Genomic DNA, 22114 nt, shown 5'->3' on the forward strand with positions numbered 1-22114 from the left:
GCCGCACGGGCCGCGGCAGGCCCGCCGCCCGGCGGAACCGGTGCCGCGGCGGGCGCCGCACCCCCCGCACCGGCATGCGCCTCGGGCCCGGGCACGTACCCCATGGCGGGCGCGCCCGCTCCGGCCGAGAACTGCACCCCGCGCTCGATCCGGTCCAGCCGGGCCATCACCGAACGCTCGTCGCCGTACGCGGCGGGCAGCAGCACGCGCGCGCAGATCAGCTCCAGCTGGAGGCGCGGCGAGTGGGCGCCGCGCATCTCGGTGAGCCCCTCGTTGACGATGTCGGCGGCACGGCTCAGCTCGGCGGCGCCGAAGGACCGGGCCTGCTCACTCATCCGCTCGACCACGTCGGCGGGGGCGTCGATGAGCCCCTTCTCCGCGGCGTCGGGCACGGCGGCGAGGATCACCAGGTCACGGAGGCGCTCCAGCAGGTCGGTGACGAAGCGCCGCGGGTCGTGGCCCCCCTCGATCACGTGGTCCACGACCCCGAAGGCGGCGGAGCCGTCCCCGGAGACGAAGGACTCGACGACGGAGTCGAGCAGCGAGCCGTCCGTGTAGCCGAGCAGGGCGGTGGTCATGTCGTACGTCACACCGTCGGCACCGGCGCCCGCGAGCAGCTGGTCCATGACGGACATGGAGTCACGCACGGAGCCCGCGCCGGCCCGCACCACGAGCGGCAGCACGCCCTCCTCGACCGCGATGCCCTCCCGGCCGCACACCTCGGCGAGGTAGTCGCGCAGGGTGCCGGGCGGCACGAGCCGGAACGGATAGTGGTGGGTCCGGGACCGAATGGTCCCGATGACCTTCTCGGGCTCGGTGGTCGCGAAGATGAACTTCAGGTGCTCCGGTGGCTCCTCGACGACCTTCAGCAGGGCGTTGAAGCCCTGCGGGGAGACCATGTGGGCCTCGTCGATGATGTAGATCTTGTACCGGCTGGAGGCGGGCCCGAAGAAGGCCTTCTCACGCAGGTCACGGGCGTCGTCCACGCCACCGTGCGAGGCGGCGTCGATCTCGATGACGTCGATCGAGCCCGGCCCGTTCCTCGCGAGGTCGCGGCAGGACTGGCACTCGCCGCACGGGGTCGGTGTGGGGCCCTGCTCGCAGTTCAGGCAGCGCGCCAGGATCCGGGCGCTGGTCGTCTTGCCGCAGCCGCGCGGACCGCTGAACAGGTACGCGTGATTGACCCGGTTGTTCCGCAGCGCCTGCTGCAGCGGGTCGGTGACATGCCCCTGCCCGATGACCTCGGCGAAGGACTCCGGGCGGTAACGGCGGTAGAGCGCGAGAGACGACACGCATACGAGGTTATAGGCGCCCACCGACAACCGGACCGCCCGCAAAGGAGACGCCCCCCACGCACCCGCCAGAGCCGACCTACCCTTGCTGCCTTCCGGCCCTGGGGGAGTTCAGTCAGATAGCGCCGCGTGAGGGGCTGGGCCACACGTTACCCGATGTGGGGCCCCCGGAACGAGTTCGCAAGCACTCCTCGGCGTCATGTAATGTTCTCCGCGGAGGATTCGCCTAGTGGCCTAGGGCGCACGCTTGGAAAGCGTGTTGGGGGCAACCCCTCACGAGTTCGAATCTCGTATCCTCCGCCAGTGCCTCACCGGGCACGATGTCGAAGGGCCCCACCGTTCGCGGTGGGGCCCTTCGACATCTGGTGCGGCTCTTCCGCGGGGAGCTTTGTTCCTCGTCACCGTGCTCAGGCGGGAACGGTCTTCAGCAGTGCGCGGGTCTCGGCGACCACGCGGGCGCTGAAGGCCGGATCGTGCACCTGCGCGGAGCCCCGCATCGGACGTCCTTTCTCGTCGTAGTAGACGCCGGTGGCATCCGATTCGCTGGTCAGGGCCCGAGTGATCACGCGGGCGGCGGTGCCCGGGTTGGTCCAGTACTTGATGAGCGGGGCCAGTGGCGAGAGGACGTACTTCGACAGCAGGCGCAGGAACAGGCCGGCGTCACGGCCGAGGTTCGTGCCGGGGGCGAAGCCGGGCTCGATCGCGTTGAACCGCAGGCGGGGTGTCTCGCGCGCGAAGGCCAGCACCGTCGCGAGGTTGCACTGCTTGGACGTGGCGTAGGCGTCTGCCCCGGGCAGTTTCGAGCCGCCGGGCATCCACTCGCCACGCGCGCTCGCCTCGGCAGAGATGTACCGGGCGCCGCGGAACCCGGACATGGTGGCCGCCTTGCGTTCCGGATCTTCCACGGCCGAGACGATGAACACCACCTGCGTGCCGTCTTCGAGGTGGGGCGCGAGCATCTCGGTGAACACGAAGGGCCCGATGTGGTTGGTGGCGTAGGCGAGGTCCCAGCCGAGAGCGTTCGTGCCGGGGCGGTTGGGGAAGATGCCGGCGTTGTTGAGCACACCGGTGATCGGGAGGCCGAGTTCGATGATCTGCGCGGCGGCCCGTCGCACGCTGGTCGGGTCCGAGAGGTCGCAGACGACGGACACCGCCTTTCCGCCTCTGCTCTCGATGCTCCCGCGCACGTCGTCGAGCTTGGCGGCGTCGCGCCCGACCAGCACGACGGTGCCGTGACCGGCGAGTTCGAGGGCGGTGCGGCGGCCGAAGCCGGAGGTCGGGCCGGTGATGACGTACGCGCTGTCGGGCATGACGATCCTTTACTGTCTGACTAGTCAGTCATTGATGGTCGTGCGAGGGCATGAGGAGCAGGAGGGGGAGACGGGTCAGCCGATCATTCGCCAGAGCGCGTCGAAACCGGACCGCGTGTGCTCGTCGGCCTGCTCGGGGTCGCTGATGATGTAGTCGATGGTGGCCTCGGCCAGGGCATTGCACAGCGTGAACACCAAAGCCGCCGGAGCGTCACGCATCGGGCCGTTCGCCCGGCTGCGCTCCATGACCCTTCCCATGCCCGCCATGGCCCGGCTCGCCGCCTCATGCGTGGACGGCGTGATCTCGTCGGAGACCTGGAGCCGCGCCAGCGCCCGGCGCTTCTCGGGGTTGGCCGTGGCCCAGCGCATCCACTGCGACCACATGTGCAGCATCTGCGCCCGGTCATCGGCGGCGGGCAGGCCACCGAGCGCGGCCCCGCCCATCTCGGCCTTCAGTTCCAGGTAGAGCTGGTTGAGCAGATCCGCCTTGGTGTCGAAGTAGGTGAACAGCGACCCGTTCGAGACGCGGGCCTCCTTCGCGATGGCCGCCGTCGCCGCCCCCAGCCCCTGAGCAGCGATGATGCGCATGGCGGCGGTCATGATCGCCGCACGCTTGTCGTCACTTCTCGGCCTGGCCATGATGTCAGCGTATAAAAGAGCGGGCAGTCAGTCAAAGGGTGGGCTCTCTGCTTGGCGGACCCTCTCGACGACCGACCTACTTGCCGGCGGCCTTCGCCGCCTTGGCCGCCGCCTTCATCTCCTGCTTGTGCGCCCGTACCTTGGTCAGGGACTCGGGCCCCCTGATGTCCGCGACCGACCGGAACGCGTCGGGCTCTCCGTAGGCCCCCGCCGCCTCGCGCCACCCCTCGGGACGCACGCCGAGCTGCTTGCCGAGCAGCGCGAGGAAGATCTGGGCCTTCTGCTTGCCGAACCCGGGCAGCTCCTGGAGCCGCTTCAGCAGCTCCTTGCCGGTGGACACGCCCCGCCAGACGGCCTCGGCGTCACCGTCGTACGTCTCGACGAGGTACCGGCACAGCTGCTGCACCCGCCCCGCCATGGAACCGGGGTATCGGTGCACCGCCGGTTTCTCGGAGAGCAGCGCGGCGAACCCCTCGGGGTCGTACGCGGCGATGTCGTGCGCGTCCAGGTCCTCCGCCCGCATGCGCCGCGCGATGGTCGACGGACCCTTGAACGCCCACTCCATGGGCACTTGCTGATCCAGCAGCATGCCGACCAGCGCGGCGAGCGGGCTGCGCCCGAGGAGTTCGTCGGCCTCGGGGTCCTGGGCGAGGTGAAGTGTGACGTCCATGGTCCCGATGATCGCGCGTACGGGCTCAGGTCGCGCGCCAGTACCCCAGCGCGTTCACCCGCTGCTTCGGCAGCCCCAGCTCCTTGCGGACGTACGACGAGAGCGCCCGCGTGGTCGCCGTGTCGCAGGCGATCCAGACGAACGGCTCCGAGGCGGCCCCCAGCAGCTCCGGCAGCTCCTCCTTCACCCGCGCCACCAGATGCGCCCCCGCGTCCCGGCGCGCGACCGCGCGGACCTCGTGCCGTGCGGGGTCGGTGCGGAAGGGCAGGCCGTCGTCCGTGCCGCCCTCGAACCAGACGGTCGCGGGCACCGGCCCCAGCGCGTCGAGCAGGGAGTTGAGCGCGGGCAGGGACGCCGGGTCCGCGACCGCGAAGACCCGCGAGGGGAGCGGCCGCGGCACCTCGAACCCGGTGCCCTGGACGGTCGCCTCGATCGTGTCCCCCGGCTTCGCCGCCCGCGCCCAGTCGCTCGCGCACCCCTCGTGCAGGGCGAACTCCAGGGCGAAGGTCCCGGCCGCCGGGTCCGGGTCCACCAGCGTGTACCCCCGCTGGTGCGGCCTGCCCGCGTTGTCGAACCACAGCCGCACCCACATCGTGGGGTGGACGCCGGTCACCGCCAGCATGCCGCCGTCGCTCAGCCGCAGCCGCCGGTAGTGCGGGGTCACGTCCTCGACGCCCGTCACGGTGAACTCGAAGTCCTTCGCGCGCATCAGCTTGAGGACCGCGCCCTCCCAGCCCCGCCCCTGCCCCATGTTTCCTTCACCTTTCACGTATTATGCGGCCACGACCCACAAACTTAGGTGAGCCTAACCTAAAGGAAAGTAGAGGCACAGGGGTGAGCGCCGAGACCTACCGCGACGCCTGGGGAATCCCGCACCTGCGCGCGGACACCCCGCACGCACTCGCCCGGGCCCAGGGCCGGGTGACCGCCCGCGACCGCGCCTGGCAACTGGAGGTCGAGCGGCACCGCGCCCAGGGCACCTCCGCGGCCTTCCTCGGACCCGGGGCCCTGTCCTGGGACCGCCTCGCCCGCCGTGCCCGGCTCGCGGACACCGCACGCCGCTGCTTCACCGCCCTGGAGCGGAAGGACCCGGAGACCGCGGCCTGGGTGCGCGCGTACGTCGACGGCGTGAACGAGGGGCTCGCCGGGAACGGGCAACCGGCCCCGGAGTTCGCGCGCATCGGCCTCACCCCCGGCCACTGGGACCCCTGGACCCCGCTCGGCGTCTGGCTCGCCACGCACATCCTCTTCGCGGGCTTTCCCGCCAAACTCTGGCGCGAGCACGTCTCCACGCACCTCGGCCCGGAGGCCGTGGCCCTCTTCGCCGCCGACGGCCCCGGCACCGCGGGCAGCAACGGCTGGCTGGTGAGCGGCGAGCGGACCACCACCGGGCACGCGCTCATCGCGGGCGATCCGCACCGCTTCATCGAGGACCCCGGCGTCTACCAGCAGATCCACCTGTCCTGCCCGGAGTTCGACGTCGTCGGCCTCGCGGTGCCCGGCGTCCCCGGCGTCGCCCACTTCGGTCACACCGGCACGGTCGCCTGGGCCATCACCAACGCGATGGCCGACTACCAGGACCTGTACCGCGAGCGCCTGCGCCGCACCGGTGCCGGCGTCGAGGCGCTCGGCCCGGACGGCACCTGGCACCGCGCCGCCCGCCACACGGAGACGATCGACGTCGCGGGGGACGCGGGGCAGCGGGAGACCGTGGAGGTCGAGATCATCGAGACCGACCGCGGCCCGGTGATCGCCGGCGGCCCCGAGGGCCTCGACGACAGCACTCCGGCCGCCCTCAGCCTGCGCTACCCGCCCCGCGTCACCGCCGACCTCGGGTTCGGCGCGCTGCTGCCGCTGCTGCGGGCCCGCCGGGTCGCCGACGTGGACCGCGCCCTGGACGCCTGGGCCGAGCCGGTCAACGTGGTGCAGGCCGCCGACACGGAGGGCGGCCTGCTGCACCGGGTCGCGGGCCGGGTCCCGGTGCGTCCCGCCGCGAACGGTCTGCGTCCGGTGCCCGCCTGGGAACCCGGCCACGAGTGGACCGGCTGGCACACCCCGCCCCGCGCCGGGCTCACCGACGGCGTCGCCGTGATGGCCAACCAGCGCGGCCCGTCCGCCCCGCTGGGCGTCGAGTTCGCCCCACCGCACCGCGCCGACCGCATCGCCGCCCTGCTCGCGGGCAGGGAGCACTGGTCGGCGGCGGACCTGCCCGCGATCCACACGGACACCCACCTGGCGTCGGCCGGCCCCCTCCTGGACCACCTCGCCGCCCTGACCGGCCTGCCCGCGAGCACCGCCCTGGCCCCCGAGGCCGCCGCCCTCCGCGACCGCCTCCTCGCCTGGGACCGGCGCATGGACGCGGACAGCGCCGACGCGGCGGTGTACGCGGCCGTACGGGCGGCGGTCGTACGGCGGCTGGCGGCGCACCCGGCCCTGGCGTCCGCCTCGGCCGCACCCGCCTACCCCGAGGTACTGCAACCGTGGCTCGCGCTGGTGCCGCGCGTCGCGTACGCCCTGGAACACCTCCTGCGCACGGACGACCTGTACGGCATCGACCGCGCGGCGACCGTACGCGCCGCGCTGGAGGAGGTCGCCGCGCGGCCGCCCGCCGGCACCTGGGGCGACACCCACCGCCTGGCCCCTTGGCGGGCGCTGCCGGACACCGCCGCCGCCCGCGAGGACGAACCCGCTCTCTCCGGCGACCACGACTGCGTGCTGTGCACCTCCCCCGTGCCCGGCCTCACCGACCGCGCCGCCCGCGGCCCGGCCGCGCGGTACGTCTGGGACCTGGCCGACCGCGGGAACAGCCGCTGGGTGGTGCCGCACGGCGCCTCGGGCCTCCCGGGCTCGCCTCACCACCGCGACCAGCAGCCCCTGTGGCTCGACGGGGAACTCGCCCCGGTGGTCACCGACTTCGACCGGCTCACGAAGGAATCCGATGACTGACCCGCAAGCGCCCGCGCACCCGTCCGCACCCCCGTACGCCCCCCGCACCCCCGTCCACGAGCAGCACCTGGACGGCTTCGGAACCGTCCGCGTCCTCCCCCTGGACCCCGCCGCGGACGCCACGGTGGTGCACGGCTGGGTGAGCGGGGAACGGGCCGCCTTCTGGGGCATGAACGGCCTGACGGAGCAGCAGGTCGCCGACGTGTACGCGCACATGGCCACCCTCGACACCCATCACGCCTTCCTGGTCGTCAAGGACGCCGAGCCGGTCGCCCTGTTCCAGACCTACGACCCCGCGGCCGACCGGGTGAGCGAGTGCTACGACACCGAGCCGGGCGACATCGGCGTCCACCTGCTCCTCGCACCCGCCGGACCCGGGGGCGCGCGCCCCGGCTGGACCGCCGCCCTGTCGGGCGCCCTCATGGCGTACGTGCTGCTGGGCCTGGGCCGGACGCGGATCGTGGTCGACCCGGACGTGGACAACGAGAAGGCGATCGCCCGCTTCCTCAAGCAGGGCTTCACCGCCGGTCCCCGGGTGGTCCTGCCCGAGGTGGACCTGCCGGACGTGTACCTGCCCGAGAAGAAGGCGCAACTCGCGTTCCTGCGCCGGGAGGTAGCGTTCGCCGGGTGACTGACGCGCCGACCGCCGAGGACCTGATCGCGCACTACGCGCTGGAACCGATCCCCCGCGAGGGCGGCCTGTTCCGGCGCACCTGGGCCGGGCCGGAACGCCCGGACGGACGCCCCGCGGGGACCGCCATCGTGGCCCTGCTCACCGCCCGGCCGGGCGACTTCTCCGCCCTGCACCGCCTGCCGGGCGACGAGGTCTGGCACTTCTACCTCGGCGACCCGCTGGAGCTGCTGCTCCTCGCCCCGGACGGCAGCGCCCGCACGACCGTGCTGGGACCGGACGTGCTCGGCGGGCAGCACGTCCAGTTCACGGTCCCCGCCGGAACCTGGATGGGCGGCAGGGTGGCGGCGGGCGGCCGGTGGTCGCTCTTCGGCTGCACGATGGCGCCCGGGTTCACCTACGGGGACTACGAGCACGGCGAGGCCGCCGGCCTCACGGCGCGCTACCCGGCCGAGGCCGCGCGCATCATGGCACTGTGCCGCCCATGACCCCCTCCCCCTCCCCGCATCTCCTCGACGGTCAGGTCGCCCTGGTCACCGGCGCGGGCGGCGGCATCGGCCGGGGGATCGCGCTGCGCTTCGCCGAGGAGGGCGCCGCGGTGGCGGTGCACTGCCGTACGGCGGTGGCGGCGGCTCGGGAGGTCGCGGAACGCATCCGCGACCGTGGCGGACGCGCCACCGTCCTGCGCGCCGACCTCACCGACGAGGACGCCTGCCGACGCGTGGTGGAGGAAGCCGCCGACTGGGGCGGCGGACGGCTCACCGCGCTGGTCAACAACGCGGGCGTGCAGCCGTTGCGGGAACTGCCCGGCATGACGGCGGCCGAGTGGCGGGCGGTGGTGGACACCAACCTCACCGGTGTCTTCGCGTGCACGCAGGCCGCGGCCGACGTCATGCGGGCCCAGGACGGCGGCGGCTCGGTCACCCACATCGCCTCCATCGAGGCGGGCGCACCGGCTCCCGCGCACGCGCACTACAGCGCCTCCAAGGCGGCGGTCGTGATGCACGCCCGGTCGGCGGCGCTGGAGTACGGCCCGTGGGGCGTCCGGGTGAACTCCGTCTCCCCCGGCCTCGTCGACCGTGCGGGACTCGCCGAGTCCTGGCCGGAGGGCGTACGGCGATGGCTGCGGGCGGTGCCGACGGGACGGCTCGGGCGCCCGGAGGACGTGGGCGACGCGTGCGTGTTCCTCGCCTCCCGGCTGGCGTCCTGGGTGACCGGCCACGACCTGGTGGTGGACGGCGGGGTGACGGCACGCCCGTCGTGGTGAGAGGCCACTGAGCGCGGCGGCCTCCGCGTCCGTACGTATCCCCGACGCAGTGGGTCCCGACGACGGAGATGCGACGTGAGGTGTGGCGACGGTACGCACGCTGGACACCCGGGACGAGCGAAGGGAGCGGACCGGACACAACCCCGGGACCACGGAGGCCGCGGAACCCCGAGTGCTCCCCGGGACCGCCGGGACCGCCGGGACCGCCAGGCCGACGGGGCAAGCCGGGACACGCGTGATCGCCCGGACCGCTGGGGCCGCTGGGACGGCCGGGTAGACCGGGACCGCTGGGACCCCCGGGACCACCGGGCTGGCTGGGACGCCCGGGATTGCCCAGCCCCCCGAAACCGCCCGGACTGCCAGGTCGGCCGGGACCGCCGGGGCCGCCGGGGAGTTCGGCGGCTGGTGGTGTTGGGTGCCGTGCTGGGTCTGCTCCTCCTGGGTGGCGCCGGGTCCGCGTCCGCGCACGCCGCCCTCAGCTCCACCGACCCCGGGGACGGAGCCGTCCTCCAGCGGGCCCCCGGCCGCGTCACCCTGACCTTCAGCGAGTCCGTCGGCCTGCGCGACGACTCCTTCCGCGTCCTGGACCCGAGCGGTCACCGCGTCCGCACCGGGGCGGCCGGGCCCGCGGACGGACGGGCCGACACGGCCCGGGTCGCGCTGCCGGGCGAGCTGGGGGAGGGCACCTACACCGTGGCCTGGCGGGTGGTGTCCGCCGACAGCCACCCCGTCTCCGGCGCCTTCACCTTCTCCGTGGGCAAGCCGTCGCAGACGTCCGCCGCCGTGGACCCGGGCCCCACCGAGGACCCGCTGACCGCGACCCTCCACAAGCTCGCCCGCTACCTCGCCTACCTCGCCGCCGTCCTCCTCATCGGCACCGCCGCCTTCGTCGCCCTGTGCCGCCCGCCGGACCCGGCCCCGCTGCGCCGCCCGCTGGCGGCGGGCTGGTGGACCGTGCTGGCGGCCACCGTCGCCCTGCTGGTGCTGCGCGCCCCGTACGAGGCGGGGACGGGCCCGTCCTCGGCCCTGGACGCCGGCGCGCTCGCCGACACCCTCACCGCGCGCCCCGGCGTGCTGCTGCTGACCAGGCTGGCGCTGCTGGCCCCGGTCGCGCTGTTCCTCGTCCGGGTCTCCCGCACCGACCCGCACCGGCGGCACGGACACCTCGTCATCGCCGGGGGCAGTGCCCTGGCCGTCGGCCTCGCCCTGACCTGGGCCGCCGCGGAACACGCGTCCGCCGGTATCCAGGTGCCGCTCGCGATGACGTCCTTCACCCTGCACCTGCTCGCCACCGCCGTCTGGCTCGGCGGCCTCACCGCCCTGGTCCTCACCCTGCGCTCCACCGCGGACGCCGCCACCGTCGCCCGCTTCTCCCGCGTCGCCTTCGCCTCCGTGACCGTCCTGGTGGCCACGGGCGTCTACCAGTCCTGGCGCGGCCTCGGCTCCTGGGAGGCGCTCACCGGGACGGCGTACGGCAGGCTGCTGCTGGTCAAGGTGCTTCTGGTGGCCGTGCTGCTGGCCGCGGCGGCGGTGTCCCGGAGGTGGACGACGGCGCTGGTGACGGCGTCGGTCGCCGTACCGGAGCCCGACCGGGCGGACCTGCGGGTACCGCAACCAGCGGGCGGCCCGCCGCCGGAGGCGCCGGCACCGTCGCCCCCCGGTACCGAGACCGGCGCCGACCCCGGTGCCGATTCCCTCCTCCGCCGAGGTCTGCGCCGTTCCGTCCTGGCCGAGGCCGTCGTCGCCGCCGCGGTGCTGGCGGTCACCACCGTGCTGACCGCCACCCTGCCCGGCCGCGCGGCGGACGAGGCGGCCGGGGCGGCCGTACCGGCGGGCGGTGTGCTGCCCGCGTCCGTCACCACGATCCCGTTCGAGACCGGCACGGCCGGCCGCGGCACGGTCCAGATCACCCTGGACCCCGGCCGCACCGGCGACAACGCGGTGCAGGCCGTCGTCTTCGGCCCCGACGGCAGCCTGGCCGCCGTACCCGAACTGCGCCTCTCCTTCACCCTCCCGGACAAGGACGTCGGCCCCCTGGAAGCGGACCTGGTCGACCGGGGCGGCTACTGGAGCGCCAACACCCTCACGCTGCCCCTGCCCGGCGTGTGGACGATGAAGGCGACGGTCCGGGTGTCGGAGACCGACCAGGTGAGCGAGACCCGACGGATACGCATCGTGTCCTGAGCCGCACGGGCGCCGCGGACGCCACCGCCGTCGCGGGCACTGCCGGTGCTACGGGTGCTACGGGTGCTACGGGTGCAGGATCACCTTCGTGTAGCCCTCGATCCGCTTGTCGAACTTGTCGTAGCCGGACGGAGCCTGGTCCAGGGGCAGTTCGTGGGAGACGACGAAGCTCGGCTGCGCCCTGCCCTCGATGATCATGTCTCGCAGAGAGCGGTTGTAGCGCTTGACGTTGCACTGCCCGGTCCCGACCCGCAGCCCCTTCTCGAAGAGCTTGCCGATCGCGACGAGGAGCATCCCCTGCTTGGCCTGCTCGTCCGGACCGCCCGGGTCGGCCGGGACGTAGAGCCCGGGAACGCCCAGGGCACCGGTGGGCCGGACCGTGTTGACGAGCGAGTTCAGAACGGTCGCCGGTTCCTCTTCACCGGTTCCGCCCGCCGTGGCCTGGTAGCCGACGGCGTCCACGCCCTTGTCCGTGCCGGCGCCGTCGGTCTGCTCCTTGATCTGCTCGACCGGGTCGCCCGCGGAGAAGTCGACGGGCACCGCGCCGATCTCCTCGGCCTTCCGCAGCCGCTCCGGGACGCGGTCGACGACGAACACCTTCCTCGCGCCGCGCAGCAGCGCCGAGTAAGCCGCCATGAGCCCGACGGGCCCGGCGCCGTACACCGCGACGCTCTCGCCGGGACGAACGCCGGCGAGTTCACAGCCGTGGTAACCGGTGGGGAAGATGTCGGCGAGCAGGATGAAGTCGGTCTCGTGCGCGTCTCCCGCGGGCAGCTTCAGGCAGTTGAAGTCGGCGTACGGGACGCGCAGGTACTCGGCCTGGCCGCCCTGCCAGGGCCCCATGGACACATACCCGTACGCGCCGCCCGCGAAGCCGGGATTGACGGTGGTGCAGTACCCCGTGTAGCCCTCGGCGCAGTTGGTGCAGAAGCCGCAGGCGACGTTGAAGGGCATGACCACGCGGTCACCCTCCTTCAGGCCCGTGACGCCTGGCCCGACCTGATCGACGATCCCCATGTTCTCGTGACCGAAGACGATGCCCGGCTCGGCTGCGGTGCGCCCCTCGTACATGTGCAGGTCCGAGCCGCAGATCGCGGTCGACGTGACACGCACGATCACGTCGTTCGGATGCTGGATGCCCGGCTTCTCGACGTCTTCGACCGCGACGGTGAACGGTCCCTTGTAGACGACAGCCCTCATGGTCGTGACCTCCGTTCGCGCGCGGATTTCCGTGACCCATCTCTCATGGTTCTCCGGTCGACGAGACGGGGCAAGTCGGTAATCTCGGGAATCTCGGGCGAACGAGACGCCCGCCGCACACCGCGAAAGGAGGCCGGAGGGTGTCAGCGCAACGACTGGGAACCCTGCTGGTTCCCGTGCCGGGCCTGTCCGGTACCACTTACCCGCCCGGCACGACGGTGACCGTCCGTGGTCGCGGCGCCACCGTCGACGCCTTCGTCAACGGTGACTGGCTTCCGCTGTCGTGGTGGGAGTTCTCCGACGGACTCCGCGAGGACATCGCCGGCCGCTAGTGGGCCGGGACTCCTCGGTCAGGAGGGCTCCTCGGTGGCCGGTCCCTCCTCGCGCTCGGTCAGCCTGGCCTTGAGCACCGGGCTGACGAGCAGGTCGTACACGAGGACCCCGACGACACCGCCGATGAGCGGGCCGACGATGGGAATCCACCAGTAGCCGCTGAACCAGTCGAAGGAGCCGGGCAGGGCGATGGCGCCCCATCCTTCGAAGAAGGTGAACAGGCGGGGGCCGAAGTCGCGGGCCGGATTGATCGCGTACCCGGCGTTGGTGCCGAAGGTGAGACCGATCGCGACGACGACGAGTCCGATGAGGAACGGGTGGAGGTTGGACATCGGAGCCGTGTTGCGGGTGTCGATGAGCGCGCAGATCAACAGCAGCAGGATCCCGGTGCCCACGATCTGGTCGAGCAGGGGACCCCACCAGGAGTCTCCGAAGTACTCGGCGGGGAACGTGGCGAAGATCGAGTACGTGCTCAGCGAGGTCTCCCGCGTCTCGCCCGCCTTGGTGATGGCCGCGTCGATCGCCCACCGGTAGCAGGCGTACACGAGCGCGGCGGCGACGAAGGCGCCCACTACCTGCGCGAGCCAGTACGGCAGGACCTTGCGCCACGGGAAGTCCCGCCGGACCGCGAACCCCAGGGTCACCGCGGGATTGAGATGCGCTCCGCTGATGCCGCCGGCGACGTAGACGCCGAACACGACGGCCAGGCCCCATCCCCACGAGATGATGAGCCAGTTGGCGGGCCCGAAGTCCGCGGTCTGCCGCCCCGAGCCGGGCAGCCCGGCGACCGCGACGGCCACCGAGCCGACGCCGAACAGGATCAGGACGAACGTCCCCAGGAACTCGGCGCACATCTCACCGCCGAGGCCCTTTCGATAACCGCGTCGATGAACAATGCGTTCGGCCACCGGCCCTCCTTCATTGGAACGGAACAGACCAATCCGCTCATACCCGGAAAAAGGCCGCCCGGATGCTCAACCGGGTGACTGCACCTGATGGCACGCGATATTCCCCCTCTATGGAGCAACGCCGCGCAGAAGCCCGGGCTCGCTCGGCACCCGTCTCCTCGCCGGGTGCCGAGGGAACGCCGGATCGCGTCAGCCCCGTGGCCCAACCCGGGTGGCAGCCGTGGCCCGCCTGCTCGCAGCATGGAGCATGACCGAACCACCTAGCGGGTCCCCCGGCGGGACGCCGTACGACGACCGCGGGGTGCACGCCCGGCACGGGACGGCGCACGGACCGGGTGCGGGGCGGCAGGAGTCCGAGCCCGAGCCGGCCTTCGAGGGGCCGCTGCACCTGCTGTCCCGCGCCGCCTGGCAGACCGTGCTGTTCACCGGTGTCGCCTCGCTGGTCCTGGGCGTCCTGGTCCTGGTCTGGCCGGGCGCCTCGCTGCTCGCCGCCGGCGTGCTCTTCGGCCTCTACCTCGTCATCAGCGGCGTCCTCCAACTGGCCGCCGCCTTCGGCACGCACCGGCGGACCTCGCTGCGGGTGCTGGCCTTCATCAGCGGCGCGGTGTCGATCCTGCTGGGCCTGTTCTGCTTCCGCGGCCCTTTGCAGTCGGTGCTGCTGCTCGCGCTCTGGATCGGCATCGGCTGGCTGTTCCGCGGCGTCACCCAGATCGTGGCCGCCGCGCACGACCCTGCGATGCCCGCCCGCGGCTGGCAGATCTTCCTCGGTGCCGTCACCGTCGTCGCCGGCATCGTCCTGATCGACTCGCCGGTCGAGTCGGCCACCGTCCTGATGCTGGTCGGCGGGTGGTGGCTGGTCGTCGTCGGCGTCGTGGAGATCGTCACGGCGGTGCGGCTGCGGGGGCGGGCGCGTCAGGTCCCGCGCGCCCTGTGAACGGCGCCCGCCCTACGCCGAGCGGGCGGTTCTCGTCCCCGGCGCGATGGGCGGCGTACGGCGGGCGGGGACACGACTGAGATGAGACCCGCCCCGCACGCCGCCGCCCGCCGTGGCGCCTGTCTGCGGGCCCTGGTGCTGCTGCTCGCCCTGATCGTGCCCTGCACGCACGTGACGGTGCGGGCGGCACCGGTCACGGTGGTGGCCGAAGCGGGCGGGTCGGCGGGGGAGTACGACCATCTCGACTCCGCCGTGCGCGTCGTGGGCCGTACCGGCCGGCGCGCCCCCGTGGTGCGGCCGGTCCCGCCGTCCTTCGTGGCGGACCCGCCCCTTCGGTTCGACGCTCGTTCCGAACGGGCCGCAGCCCCTCCCCGCGGCCCGCGCTCCGTCGTTCTGCGCTGCTGACCGCGCCGGACCGGCCCCCGTGCCGGTCCCCCGCGGACAGGGACGAACACGTGACGCACCAGGAACGAGGAATCACCATGCCCCACGACCCCTACGCCGTCCTGCGCGCCCTCCTGCGCGCCGAGGCCGCCCGCCGTACGCCCAAGCCCGGTTCCGCGCCCCGGGAGGCCGAGGAACGGCGGCTCCCGGTGCGGGAACGGAGGCGTGGCTGACGGGAGCATCCGGGCGGCGGGGGCGGGCACGCCCCGTCCCCGCCGTCGGCGGAGTGCCGATTGATCCGGTTTACGGCGTCTTTTCCGGCGCCGCACTCCGGCGCCATGGCTGCGCCCGCAACGTCCGGGCCGGTAGGCTTTCCGTGTGATCTTCAAGCGCATCGGAAACGGCCGGCCGTACCCCGACCACGGCCGGGAAAGCACCCGGCAGTGGGCGGACGTCGCGCCGCGCCCGGTCCGCCTCGATCAGCTCGTGACGACCAAGGGCCAGCTCGACCTGGAGACGCTCCTGGCCGAGGACTCCACCTTCTACGGCGACCTCTTCGCGCACGTGGTGAAGTGGCAGGGCGACCTGTATCTGGAGGACGGTCTGCACCGGGCGGTGCGGGCCGCGCTGCAGCAGCGTCAGGTGCTGCACGCCCGGGTCCTCGAACTCGGCTGACGGGCGCCGACGGGCCTCCGCTTGACCCTTTCGGGTTGCGTTGCGCCGAACCGCGGAACGTCGACTGATCATCTAATAGGCATCACCGCTCCGGCGCACTACGCTGCGCCCATGAGCATGCTGACTCCTCCCGGCATGGGTGGCCAGTACAAGATCACGGGGGACAAGTACCCGCGGATGCGCCCGGCCCGCCGCCGTGGCCGCGTCGCGTTCGTCGCCGTCGCCTGTGTCACCGTTCTCGGAGTGCTGGGCTGGGGCACGCTGCAGCTCATCGACGTCTTCACCGGCGGCGACAAGGCCTCGGCGGCCGGTGCCGCGGGCTGTGTCACCACCGCGCGGGCGAGCGCCTCGCCGGCTGCCGCGGTGCTGCCGAAGCCCGGCCAGGTCACCGTCAACGTACTCAACGCGACGACCCGCGGTGGCCTGGCGCAGAAGACCGCGGACGAGCTGAAGAAGCGCGGCTTCCGCGTGGGCGACGTGAGCAACGCGCCCAAGGAGTACGACAAGAAGGTCACCGGCACGGGGCTCCTGCTCGGGCCGGCCGCCTCCCTGAAGGGTGCGCTCCCCGTGCTCGGCACGCAGCTGCCCGGCGCCGAGCACCGCGCCGACGCGGCCCGCAAGGGCGCCGCCGTCGACCTCATCATCGGCAACGGCTTCAAGGGGCTGGCGAACCGCGCGGACGCCGACACGGCGCTGGCCAAGCTGACCGCGCCGCGGTCGACGCCCGCCGCGGAGAAGAAGAGCTGCTGAGCGGGGCGCCGGGGTACTACTCGGCCGCTCCGTACATGCGGTCGCCCGCGTCGCCGAGGCCCGGGACGATGTAGCCCTGTTCGTTGAGGCGCTCGTCGACCGAGGCCGTCACGACCGTCACCGGGGTCCCGGCCAGCTCGCGCTCCATCAGTTCGACACCCTCGGGGGCGGCGAGCAGCACCACGGCCGTCACGTCGTCGGCGCCGCGCTTGATCAGCTCCTTGATGGACGCGACCAGGGTGCCGCCGGTGGCCAGCATGGGGTCGAGGACGTAGACCTGGCGGCCGGACAGGTCGTCCGGCATGCGCGTGGCGTACGTGGAGGCCTGGAGCGTCTCCTCGTCGCGGACCATGCCGAGGAAGCCCACCTCGGCGGTCGGCAGCAGCCGGACCATGCCGTCGAGCATGCCGAGACCGGCCCGCAGGATCGGCACCACCAGCGGGCGCGGGTGGGAGAGCTTGACGCCGGTGGTCTGCGAGACCGGCGTGTGGATGTCGACCTGTTCGGTGCGCACGTCGCGCGTGGCCTCGTAGGCGAGCAGGGTGACCAGCTCGTCGGCGAGACGGCGGAAGGTCGCGGAGTCGGTGCGCTGGTCGCGCAGCGTGGTGAGCTTGTGGGCGACCAGGGGGTGGTCGACGACGTGGAGACGCATGTCCCCCACAGTAACCGGGCGCCGTGGGGGCGGCGTCCCCGCGGCGGGCAAGGCCACGGACCGCGGATCCACTCGTACGCGGGCGTCAAACCGCCCGGCCGGGGGAAGGTGGGAGATACGGACGCTGGGTGGTGAGACTGTGCCTGACCGGGACTTCCCCAACACGCCGTCCCCCGGCGGGGGGCGGGGTACGGAACGCGGGGCCGAGCCGAGAGCGGTGCCCGAGCGGGAGCGGGAGCGGGAGCGCGAGGTGGAACGGCGTCGGCGCCGGGCCCAGTTCCTGCGCGATCTGGCGGAGGCCCGGCAGTTGCGGGACCGCGTGCAGCCGCGCCGCGTCAAGACCGCCCGGCTGCGGCACGCGATGCGCATGCGCACCTTCCGGTGGTAGTGCCTCCCCTGCTCCCGGGAGGAGTTCCTGACCCGGCCGGGGAAGATCGCGCGCCGCGCCGACGTTGGTGGTGACGGACGTACGCGGGGACCGCGAGAATCCGCGTACGATCCGCACGTGGCGGCGACGAGAGCGCTGCTGGGCGGCTGCCCGGGTACGCACCTTCCGGGACGCCGGTCAAAACAGCCGGACACAGGGCGCCGAAGACGTCCCCTGAGTGCCTTGTTTCTGCCACGATTCCGAGTGGGTGGGGCTCGGAGCACCGCTCCCCCGCCCGTAGCCTCCGCCGGGGGGATCCCCAACCGGCACGCCTAGGACCAGTGGGAGAGTCACGGTGTACTTCGCCGCACTGCTCGCGCGCACCGAAGACGGGTGGGAAGCGAGCGACACAGAGCTCGACGATGTGGAGACCCTGTCGGATCTTGCCGACCTGGCCCGGGAGGCCTCTCCCGACGAGGACACGGTGCTCGTGCTGATCGAGCAGGAGGACGCGTGGTTCGGAGTCGTCCGGGTGGACGGTGAGGAGGACCCTCGTATCTACGTCTCGGACGCCGCCGCGGCCGCCCGCAGCAGCTACGGCGAGATCCTGCTCACCGACGAGCTGCTCGGCCGGGAACCGGGTGACGCCGGCGACGACCTCGACGCCCTCGACCTCGACGGCACGGAGGACGGCGAGTCCGACGACGAGGAGGACGACGGCGACGGCGACGGCACCGCCGCGGCCGCCGGCTCGGGCGAGGCCGTGCCGCACGGGCCGGTCGGCGACGCCGAGGTCCTCGACGACCTCGGGGTGAGCGAGAAGGAACTGCGCTCGATGTCCGGGGACGCGGTCGGGGAGATCGCCGAGGCCCTGGGCGCCGCCGATGTCCTGGAGACCGTCCGCTGACCGCGCCGGCCGGTCAGTGGCCCGAGGAGGCACCGCCCGATCCGGTGCGCGACCGGTGGCGGGCCGCGATGCGGCTCGCCCTCGCCGAGGCCGGGCGGGCGGCGGAGGGCGGGGACGTGCCCGTCGGCGCCGTCGTGCTGGCGCCGGACGGGCGTACCGTGCTCTCCGCCGGGCACAACGAACGCGAGGCCACCAGCGACCCGACGGCCCACGCCGAGGTCCTCGCGATCCGGCGGGCCGCGGCGGAACGGGGCGAGTGGCGCCTGTCCGGCTGCACGCTCGTCGTCACCCTGGAGCCCTGCACGATGTGCGCGGGCGCGCTCGTGCAGTCCCGCGTGGACCGCGTGGTCTACGGCGCCCGCGACGACAAGGCAGGCGCGGCCGGGTCCCTGTGGGACGTCGTGCGCGACCGGCGCCTCAACCACCGGCCCGAGGTGATCGAGGGCGTGCTGGCGGACGACTGCGCCCGGCTGCTCACCGACTTCTTCCGCGACCGCTGACCTGGTCCGTACGGGGTGCCGGAACGGCCGCCCGTACGGCCGTTCGTCGGCCGCAATACCGATTTCTGAGCATGCCGCTCCGTGCTGTAAGGTCTGTCTCGGTAGCGTGTCCGAGCGGCCGAAGGAGCTCGCCTCGAAAGCGAGTGTGGCGCAAGTCACCGAGGGTTCAAATCCCTCCGCTACCGCTGTGAAAGGGCCCCGTCGAAAGACGGGGCCCTTCGTGCGATCATGAGCGACCGAAGGCGTGAGTCGAAAGGGACAGGGGAGGCCGCGGTGGCGGTGAACTCGAAGAAGATCGCCGTCTATGTGCTCGTGGTCTTCGTGCTGTACGTGATCATCACGGATCCGGCCAAAGCAGCCGACTACGTACAGATAGGTTTCCAGGGCATATCCGACGCGGCGGGCGCCGTGGGCGACTTCATGACCTGGGCCGCCAACGGAGGAGAGTGATGATCCGCCATCTGGTGCTGTTCAAGCTGAACGACGGCGTCGGGCGCGACGATCCGCGCGTCGTGGAGGGCGCCGAGGCCTTCCGGGCGCTCGGCGGACAGATCGACGACCTCCGCTTCTGGGAGTGCGCCTGGAACATCAGCGACCGGCCCGTCGCCTACGACTTCGCCGTCAACTCCGCGGTGGACGACGCCGACGCCCTCAAGCGCTATCTCGAACACCCGGCGCACCAGGCGGGCGTCGCGCTGTGGCGGGAGTTCGCCACCTGGGTGATCGCCGACTACGAGTTCTAGTACCACCGCGGGCCCCTGAGCCCCCTCGGCCCGCGCCCCGGCCCCGCACCCGTCCGGTGCGGGGCCTTTCGCGTTCACTCAACACGACGTTATGCGGTGCTTGCACACAGTGGACATGTCTTGTGATGCTATGACCGCTTTTGACGGATGAGTTGACGGAAGAGTTGACAGATCACGAGGTGGAGTTGACCGTGCCGGCCAGTACTGCGCCTCAAGCACCGCCCGCGCCGCCCGCCCAGGCCCAGGAGGCCCCCGCGCCGCAGCGCAGCCGTGGTGCCGACACCCGGGCCCTGACCCAGGTGCTCTTCGGCGAACTGAAGGGCCTCACCCCGGGCACACCGGAGCACGACCGGGTGCGCGCGGCGCTCATCGAGGCCAACCTCCCGCTGGTGCGCTACGCCGCCGCCCGGTTCCGCTCCCGCAACGAGCCGATGGAGGACGTCGTCCAGGTCGGCACCATCGGGCTCATCAACGCCATCGACCGCTTCGACCCGGAGCGGGGCGTGCAGTTCCCGACGTTCGCGATGCCCACGGTGGTCGGGGAGATCAAGCGGTACTTCCGCGACAACGTCCGCACGGTGCACGTACCGCGCCGGCTGCACGAGCTGTGGGTGCAGGTCAACAGCGCCACCGAGGACCTGACCACCGCCTTCGGGCGCTCCCCGACGACCGCCGAGATCGCCGAGCGGCTGCGCATCACCGAGGAGGAGGTGCTGTCCTGCATCGAGGCGGGACGGTCGTACCACGCCACCTCGCTGGAGGCCGCCCAGGAGGGCGACGGGCTGCCCGGCCTGCTCGACCGGCTCGGCTACGAGGACCCGGCGCTGGACGGGGTCGAGCACCGCGACCTGGTGCGCCACCTGCTCGTCCAACTCCCCGAGCGGGAGCAGCGGATCCTGCTGCTGCGCTACTACAGCAACCTCACGCAGTCCCAGATCAGTGCCGAACTCGGCGTCTCCCAGATGCACGTCTCACGGCTACTGGCGCGTAGTTTCCAGCGGTTGAGGTCCGCGAACCGGATCGACGCGTAAGCTCGGCGGGGACTCCGACGGAGTCGAAAGCACGAGCGAGGGGTCACCGGTCAGAGCGAATCGCTCACCAGGGCCGTTGCGGACGGAATCGGGCTGAAAGCCCATCAGACCCCCTGTTTCCAGGGGGTATTCGCATCTCGGATGTCGACATGTCACTACAGCGCGTTGCCGACATGTGACATTCTGCCGGAGACGCGTTTGCCGAAGCTTCGGCTCCGGTATTCAGGTGAAGGCTGCGTTCCCGGCGTGGGAGCGTGTGCCGCGACCGTCCCGCGACCCAAAGGGGGTGGCATGTCCGCAGAACAGGGCAGCTCGAAGGTGCTTGCGCTCGCGGAGAGCGAGACCGCGCCCGACTCGATCGAGGCGCTCGCCGTCGTCGAGCCCGTCGGCCCCATCGACTCCGTCGGCTCCGTCGACGGCACTCAGGCCGGCGACGCCGTGCCGGACCTCGACGCCGTGCCGGCCCAGGCCCTTCCGGCCACGGGGGCCATCGACACCCGCACCCTGTCCCGCTCCCTGTTCCTGCGGCTCGCCGCCCTCGACGAGGACAGCCCCGAGCGTGCCTACGTCCGGGACACCCTGATCGAGCTCAACCTCCCGCTGGTGCGCTACGCCGCCGCGCGCTTCCGCTCCCGCAACGAGCCGATGGAGGACATCGTCCAGGTCGGCACCATCGGCCTGATCAAGGCGATCGACCGCTTCGACTGCGAACGGGGCGTCGAGTTCCCGACGTTCGCCATGCCGACCGTCGTCGGCGAGATCAAGCGGTTCTTCCGCGACACCTCGTGGTCGGTGCGCGTCCCGCGCCGCCTCCAGGAGCTGCGCCTGGCCCTGACGAAGGCCAGCGACGAGCTGTCGCAGAAGCTGGACCGCTCCCCGACCGTGGGTGAGCTGGCCGCCGTCCTCGGCGTGTCCGAGGAGGACGTCGTCGACGGCCTCGCGGTCGGCAACGCCTACACCGCCTCCTCGCTGGACTCACCGGCCCCGGAGGACGACGGCGGCGAGGGCTCGCTGGCGGACCGCCTGGGCTACGAGGACACGGCGCTGGAGGGCGTGGAGTACCGCGAGTCCCTCAAGCCGCTGCTGGCCAAGCTGCCGCCCCGGGAGCGGCGGATCATCATGCTGCGCTTCTTCGCCAACATGACCCAGTCGCAGATCGGCGAGGAGGTCGGCATCTCGCAGATGCACGTCTCCCGGCTGCTCACCCGCACCCTGTCGCAGCTGCGCGAGGGTCTCATCTCCGACTGAGGCCCGCACCGGGACGGCCGGCAGGACAGCGCGGCGACCGCCGCGGCACCTCGGGGGTGCCGCGGCGGTCGTCTTCGTCTGCGCCGGTACCGGCCGGAGGGGCCCGGTGCCGGATCCTAGGGCCTGCCGTCTGGATCATGCCGACGTCGCGGGGCGTGGCACGCACATCTGCGGCGTTGTCGTCGGTTGCCAGGGCTCCGCCCTGTCGCCCTCCTCCGCCTTGCAGCTGCACGCACCACGCCCCGCTCGGGCGGGTTGAAGAGCGCGGTAACTCTCAGCCGACCTGATCCGGACGACAGGTCCTAGCCGAGCGCCAGCCAGGCGACGGCCGCGACGACGATCACGGCGGCCACGATGCCGACGATCAGGCCGACGCGGGGCCCGGACGAGGCGGCGGGGGCCGCCGCCTGCCGGCTCTGCGGGGCGTCGTCGACGAACGCGCGGAACATCTGGGTGCTGCCTGCGGGGTCGTTATTGCCCTGGGGGCCCTGGGTGTTAGCCATGGGCCGAGACACTAGCGAATCCGCGAGTGCGGCCCAAGTG

27 protein-coding genes, 2 tRNA genes and 1 other RNA gene are annotated in these 22114 nt (G+C 72.5%); 20 read left to right on the top strand and 10 right to left on the bottom strand.

What is annotated here, in order from left to right:
- Both BZZ08_RS27855 and ffs read right to left on the bottom strand, forming a co-directional pair.
- Window positions 1-1292, bottom strand: a 1292-nt coding sequence (locus BZZ08_RS27855) for a DNA polymerase III subunit gamma and tau (RefSeq protein ID WP_133169228.1), incomplete at its 3' end; no start/stop codon positions are given.
- 46 nt (window positions 1293-1338) lie between these two features.
- Window positions 1339-1433: signal recognition particle sRNA small type (gene ffs, locus BZZ08_RS27860), an RNA gene on the bottom strand.
- Window positions 1434-1507: 74 nt separating this feature from the next.
- Here ffs and BZZ08_RS27865 point away from each other — a divergent pair.
- Window positions 1508-1595 (top strand) — tRNA-Ser (locus tag BZZ08_RS27865).
- Window positions 1596-1699: 104 nt separating this feature from the next.
- Here the strand turns inward: BZZ08_RS27865 and BZZ08_RS27870 are convergent.
- The 4 genes from BZZ08_RS27870 to BZZ08_RS27885 all read right to left on the bottom strand — a co-directional run bounded on the left by BZZ08_RS27870 (window position 1700) and on the right by BZZ08_RS27885 (window position 4662).
- A complete protein-coding gene (locus BZZ08_RS27870) occupies window positions 1700-2602 on the bottom strand; it encodes an SDR family NAD(P)-dependent oxidoreductase (RefSeq protein ID WP_104634984.1) in 903 nt (300 codons plus the stop codon).
- Window positions 2603-2677: 75 nt separating this feature from the next.
- A complete protein-coding gene (locus BZZ08_RS27875) occupies window positions 2678-3241 on the bottom strand; it encodes a TetR/AcrR family transcriptional regulator (RefSeq protein WP_104634985.1) in 564 nt (187 codons plus the stop codon).
- 76 nt (window positions 3242-3317) lie between these two features.
- Window positions 3318-3911, bottom strand: coding sequence for an HhH-GPD-type base excision DNA repair protein (locus BZZ08_RS27880; RefSeq protein WP_104634986.1), 594 nt, complete (start codon window positions 3909-3911; stop codon window positions 3318-3320).
- A gap of 25 nt (window positions 3912-3936) precedes the next feature.
- A complete protein-coding gene (locus BZZ08_RS27885; protein WP_104634987.1) occupies window positions 3937-4662 on the bottom strand; it encodes a siderophore-interacting protein in 726 nt (241 codons plus the stop codon).
- 83 nt (window positions 4663-4745) lie between these two features.
- Between BZZ08_RS27885 and BZZ08_RS27890 the strand changes: the two genes are divergently transcribed.
- From BZZ08_RS27890 to BZZ08_RS27910, 5 genes are all read left to right on the top strand, one after another.
- The gene (locus BZZ08_RS27890) at window positions 4746-6857 is read left to right on the top strand and encodes a penicillin acylase family protein (protein ID WP_104634988.1); all 2112 of its coding nucleotides are present in this window, start codon (window positions 4746-4748) and stop codon (window positions 6855-6857) included.
- On the top strand, window positions 6850-7488 hold the full coding sequence (locus tag BZZ08_RS27895) for a GNAT family N-acetyltransferase (RefSeq protein WP_104634989.1): 639 nt from the start codon (window positions 6850-6852) through the stop codon (window positions 7486-7488). Before BZZ08_RS27890 ends, BZZ08_RS27895 begins: the two co-directional genes overlap by 8 nt.
- Window positions 7485-7976 (top strand): cupin domain-containing protein, encoded by a 492-nt coding sequence (locus tag BZZ08_RS27900; RefSeq protein ID WP_104634990.1) that lies wholly within the window; start codon window positions 7485-7487, stop codon window positions 7974-7976. Before BZZ08_RS27895 ends, BZZ08_RS27900 begins: the two co-directional genes overlap by 4 nt.
- Window positions 7973-8755, top strand: a complete 783-nt coding sequence (locus BZZ08_RS27905) for an SDR family NAD(P)-dependent oxidoreductase (protein ID WP_104634991.1) — start codon at window positions 7973-7975, stop codon at window positions 8753-8755. The genes BZZ08_RS27900 and BZZ08_RS27905 overlap by 4 nt, the downstream gene beginning before the upstream one ends.
- 405 nt (window positions 8756-9160) lie before the next feature.
- Complete coding sequence (locus BZZ08_RS27910) at window positions 9161-10939, top strand: copper resistance CopC/CopD family protein (RefSeq protein ID WP_104634992.1); 1779 nt, start codon at window positions 9161-9163, stop codon at window positions 10937-10939.
- 66 nt (window positions 10940-11005) lie between these two features.
- Here BZZ08_RS27910 and BZZ08_RS27915 read toward each other — a convergent pair whose 3' ends face one another.
- Window positions 11006-12139, bottom strand: coding sequence for a glutathione-independent formaldehyde dehydrogenase (locus BZZ08_RS27915; RefSeq protein ID WP_104634993.1), 1134 nt, complete (start codon window positions 12137-12139; stop codon window positions 11006-11008).
- Between the two features lie 140 nt (window positions 12140-12279).
- On the opposite strand from BZZ08_RS27915, the gene BZZ08_RS27920 reads away from it, so the two are divergent.
- Complete coding sequence (locus BZZ08_RS27920) at window positions 12280-12471, top strand: hypothetical protein (protein WP_104634994.1); 192 nt, start codon at window positions 12280-12282, stop codon at window positions 12469-12471.
- Between the two features lie 18 nt (window positions 12472-12489).
- Here the strand turns inward: BZZ08_RS27920 and BZZ08_RS27925 are convergent, their stop codons facing one another.
- Window positions 12490-13326, bottom strand: a complete 837-nt coding sequence (locus BZZ08_RS27925) for an MIP/aquaporin family protein (RefSeq protein ID WP_198601729.1) — start codon at window positions 13324-13326, stop codon at window positions 12490-12492.
- Window positions 13327-13627: 301 nt separating this feature from the next.
- On the opposite strand from BZZ08_RS27925, the gene BZZ08_RS27930 reads away from it, so the two are divergent.
- The 5 genes from BZZ08_RS27930 (at window position 13628) to BZZ08_RS27945 (ending at window position 16123) form a co-directional block, all read left to right on the top strand.
- Window positions 13628-14314 carry an HdeD family acid-resistance protein gene (locus BZZ08_RS27930; RefSeq protein WP_104634996.1) on the top strand — a complete coding sequence of 229 codons (687 nt, stop codon included), beginning with the start codon at window positions 13628-13630 and terminating at the stop codon, window positions 14312-14314.
- Between the two features lie 81 nt (window positions 14315-14395).
- Window positions 14396-14719 carry a hypothetical protein gene (locus tag BZZ08_RS27935; RefSeq protein WP_104634997.1) on the top strand — a complete coding sequence of 108 codons (324 nt, stop codon included), beginning with the start codon at window positions 14396-14398 and terminating at the stop codon, window positions 14717-14719.
- Window positions 14720-14796: 77 nt separating this feature from the next.
- Window positions 14797-14931 carry a hypothetical protein gene (locus BZZ08_RS39870; protein ID WP_274543298.1) on the top strand — a complete coding sequence of 45 codons (135 nt, stop codon included), beginning with the start codon at window positions 14797-14799 and terminating at the stop codon, window positions 14929-14931.
- Between the two features lie 145 nt (window positions 14932-15076).
- Window positions 15077-15373: a type II toxin-antitoxin system VapB family antitoxin gene (locus tag BZZ08_RS27940; RefSeq protein WP_003955420.1), complete on the top strand. Its 297-nt coding sequence runs from the start codon at window positions 15077-15079 to the stop codon at window positions 15371-15373.
- A 135-nt stretch (window positions 15374-15508) separates the two neighbouring features.
- Entirely contained in the window at window positions 15509-16123 is a 615-nt protein-coding gene (locus BZZ08_RS27945; RefSeq protein WP_104634998.1) for a LytR C-terminal domain-containing protein, read from the top strand.
- Between the two features lie 16 nt (window positions 16124-16139).
- Here the strand turns inward: BZZ08_RS27945 and upp are convergent, their stop codons facing one another.
- Window positions 16140-16775 (bottom strand): uracil phosphoribosyltransferase, encoded by a 636-nt coding sequence (upp, locus tag BZZ08_RS27950; protein WP_104634999.1) that lies wholly within the window; start codon window positions 16773-16775, stop codon window positions 16140-16142.
- 139 nt (window positions 16776-16914) lie between these two features.
- On the opposite strand from upp, the gene BZZ08_RS39065 reads away from it, so the two are divergent.
- The 8 genes from BZZ08_RS39065 to BZZ08_RS27990 all read left to right on the top strand — a co-directional run bounded on the left by BZZ08_RS39065 (window position 16915) and on the right by BZZ08_RS27990 (window position 21571).
- Window positions 16915-17163 carry a hypothetical protein gene (locus tag BZZ08_RS39065; protein ID WP_198601725.1) on the top strand — a complete coding sequence of 83 codons (249 nt, stop codon included), beginning with the start codon at window positions 16915-16917 and terminating at the stop codon, window positions 17161-17163.
- A 334-nt stretch (window positions 17164-17497) separates the two neighbouring features.
- Window positions 17498-18049, top strand: coding sequence for a tRNA adenosine deaminase-associated protein (locus BZZ08_RS27960; RefSeq protein ID WP_104635001.1), 552 nt, complete (start codon window positions 17498-17500; stop codon window positions 18047-18049).
- 68 nt (window positions 18050-18117) lie between these two features.
- Window positions 18118-18549 (top strand): tRNA adenosine(34) deaminase TadA, encoded by a 432-nt coding sequence (gene tadA / locus BZZ08_RS27965; RefSeq protein ID WP_104635027.1) that lies wholly within the window; start codon window positions 18118-18120, stop codon window positions 18547-18549.
- Between the two features lie 100 nt (window positions 18550-18649).
- Window positions 18650-18734 (top strand) — tRNA-Ser (locus BZZ08_RS27970).
- An 88-nt stretch (window positions 18735-18822) separates the two neighbouring features.
- A complete protein-coding gene (locus tag BZZ08_RS27975; protein WP_052836888.1) occupies window positions 18823-18999 on the top strand; it encodes a hypothetical protein in 177 nt (58 codons plus the stop codon).
- Window positions 18999-19292 carry a Dabb family protein gene (locus BZZ08_RS27980; protein WP_104635002.1) on the top strand — a complete coding sequence of 98 codons (294 nt, stop codon included), beginning with the start codon at window positions 18999-19001 and terminating at the stop codon, window positions 19290-19292. Before BZZ08_RS27975 ends, BZZ08_RS27980 begins: the two co-directional genes overlap by 1 nt.
- Before the next feature lie 191 nt (window positions 19293-19483).
- Window positions 19484-20323 (top strand): RNA polymerase sigma factor SigF, encoded by an 840-nt coding sequence (locus BZZ08_RS27985; protein ID WP_030188868.1) that lies wholly within the window; start codon window positions 19484-19486, stop codon window positions 20321-20323.
- Window positions 20324-20614: 291 nt separating this feature from the next.
- Window positions 20615-21571: an RNA polymerase sigma factor SigF gene (locus BZZ08_RS27990; RefSeq protein WP_104635003.1), complete on the top strand. Its 957-nt coding sequence runs from the start codon at window positions 20615-20617 to the stop codon at window positions 21569-21571.
- 302 nt (window positions 21572-21873) lie between these two features.
- Here the strand turns inward: BZZ08_RS27990 and BZZ08_RS28000 are convergent, their stop codons facing one another.
- Window positions 21874-22074 carry a hypothetical protein gene (locus BZZ08_RS28000; protein ID WP_104635005.1) on the bottom strand — a complete coding sequence of 67 codons (201 nt, stop codon included), beginning with the start codon at window positions 22072-22074 and terminating at the stop codon, window positions 21874-21876.
- Between the last annotated feature and the right edge of the window lie 40 nt (window positions 22075-22114).

The sequence above is a fragment of the Streptomyces sp. MH60 genome, from assembly GCF_002939385.1.
Taxonomy (GTDB): Bacteria; Actinomycetota; Actinomycetes; order Streptomycetales; family Streptomycetaceae; genus Streptomyces.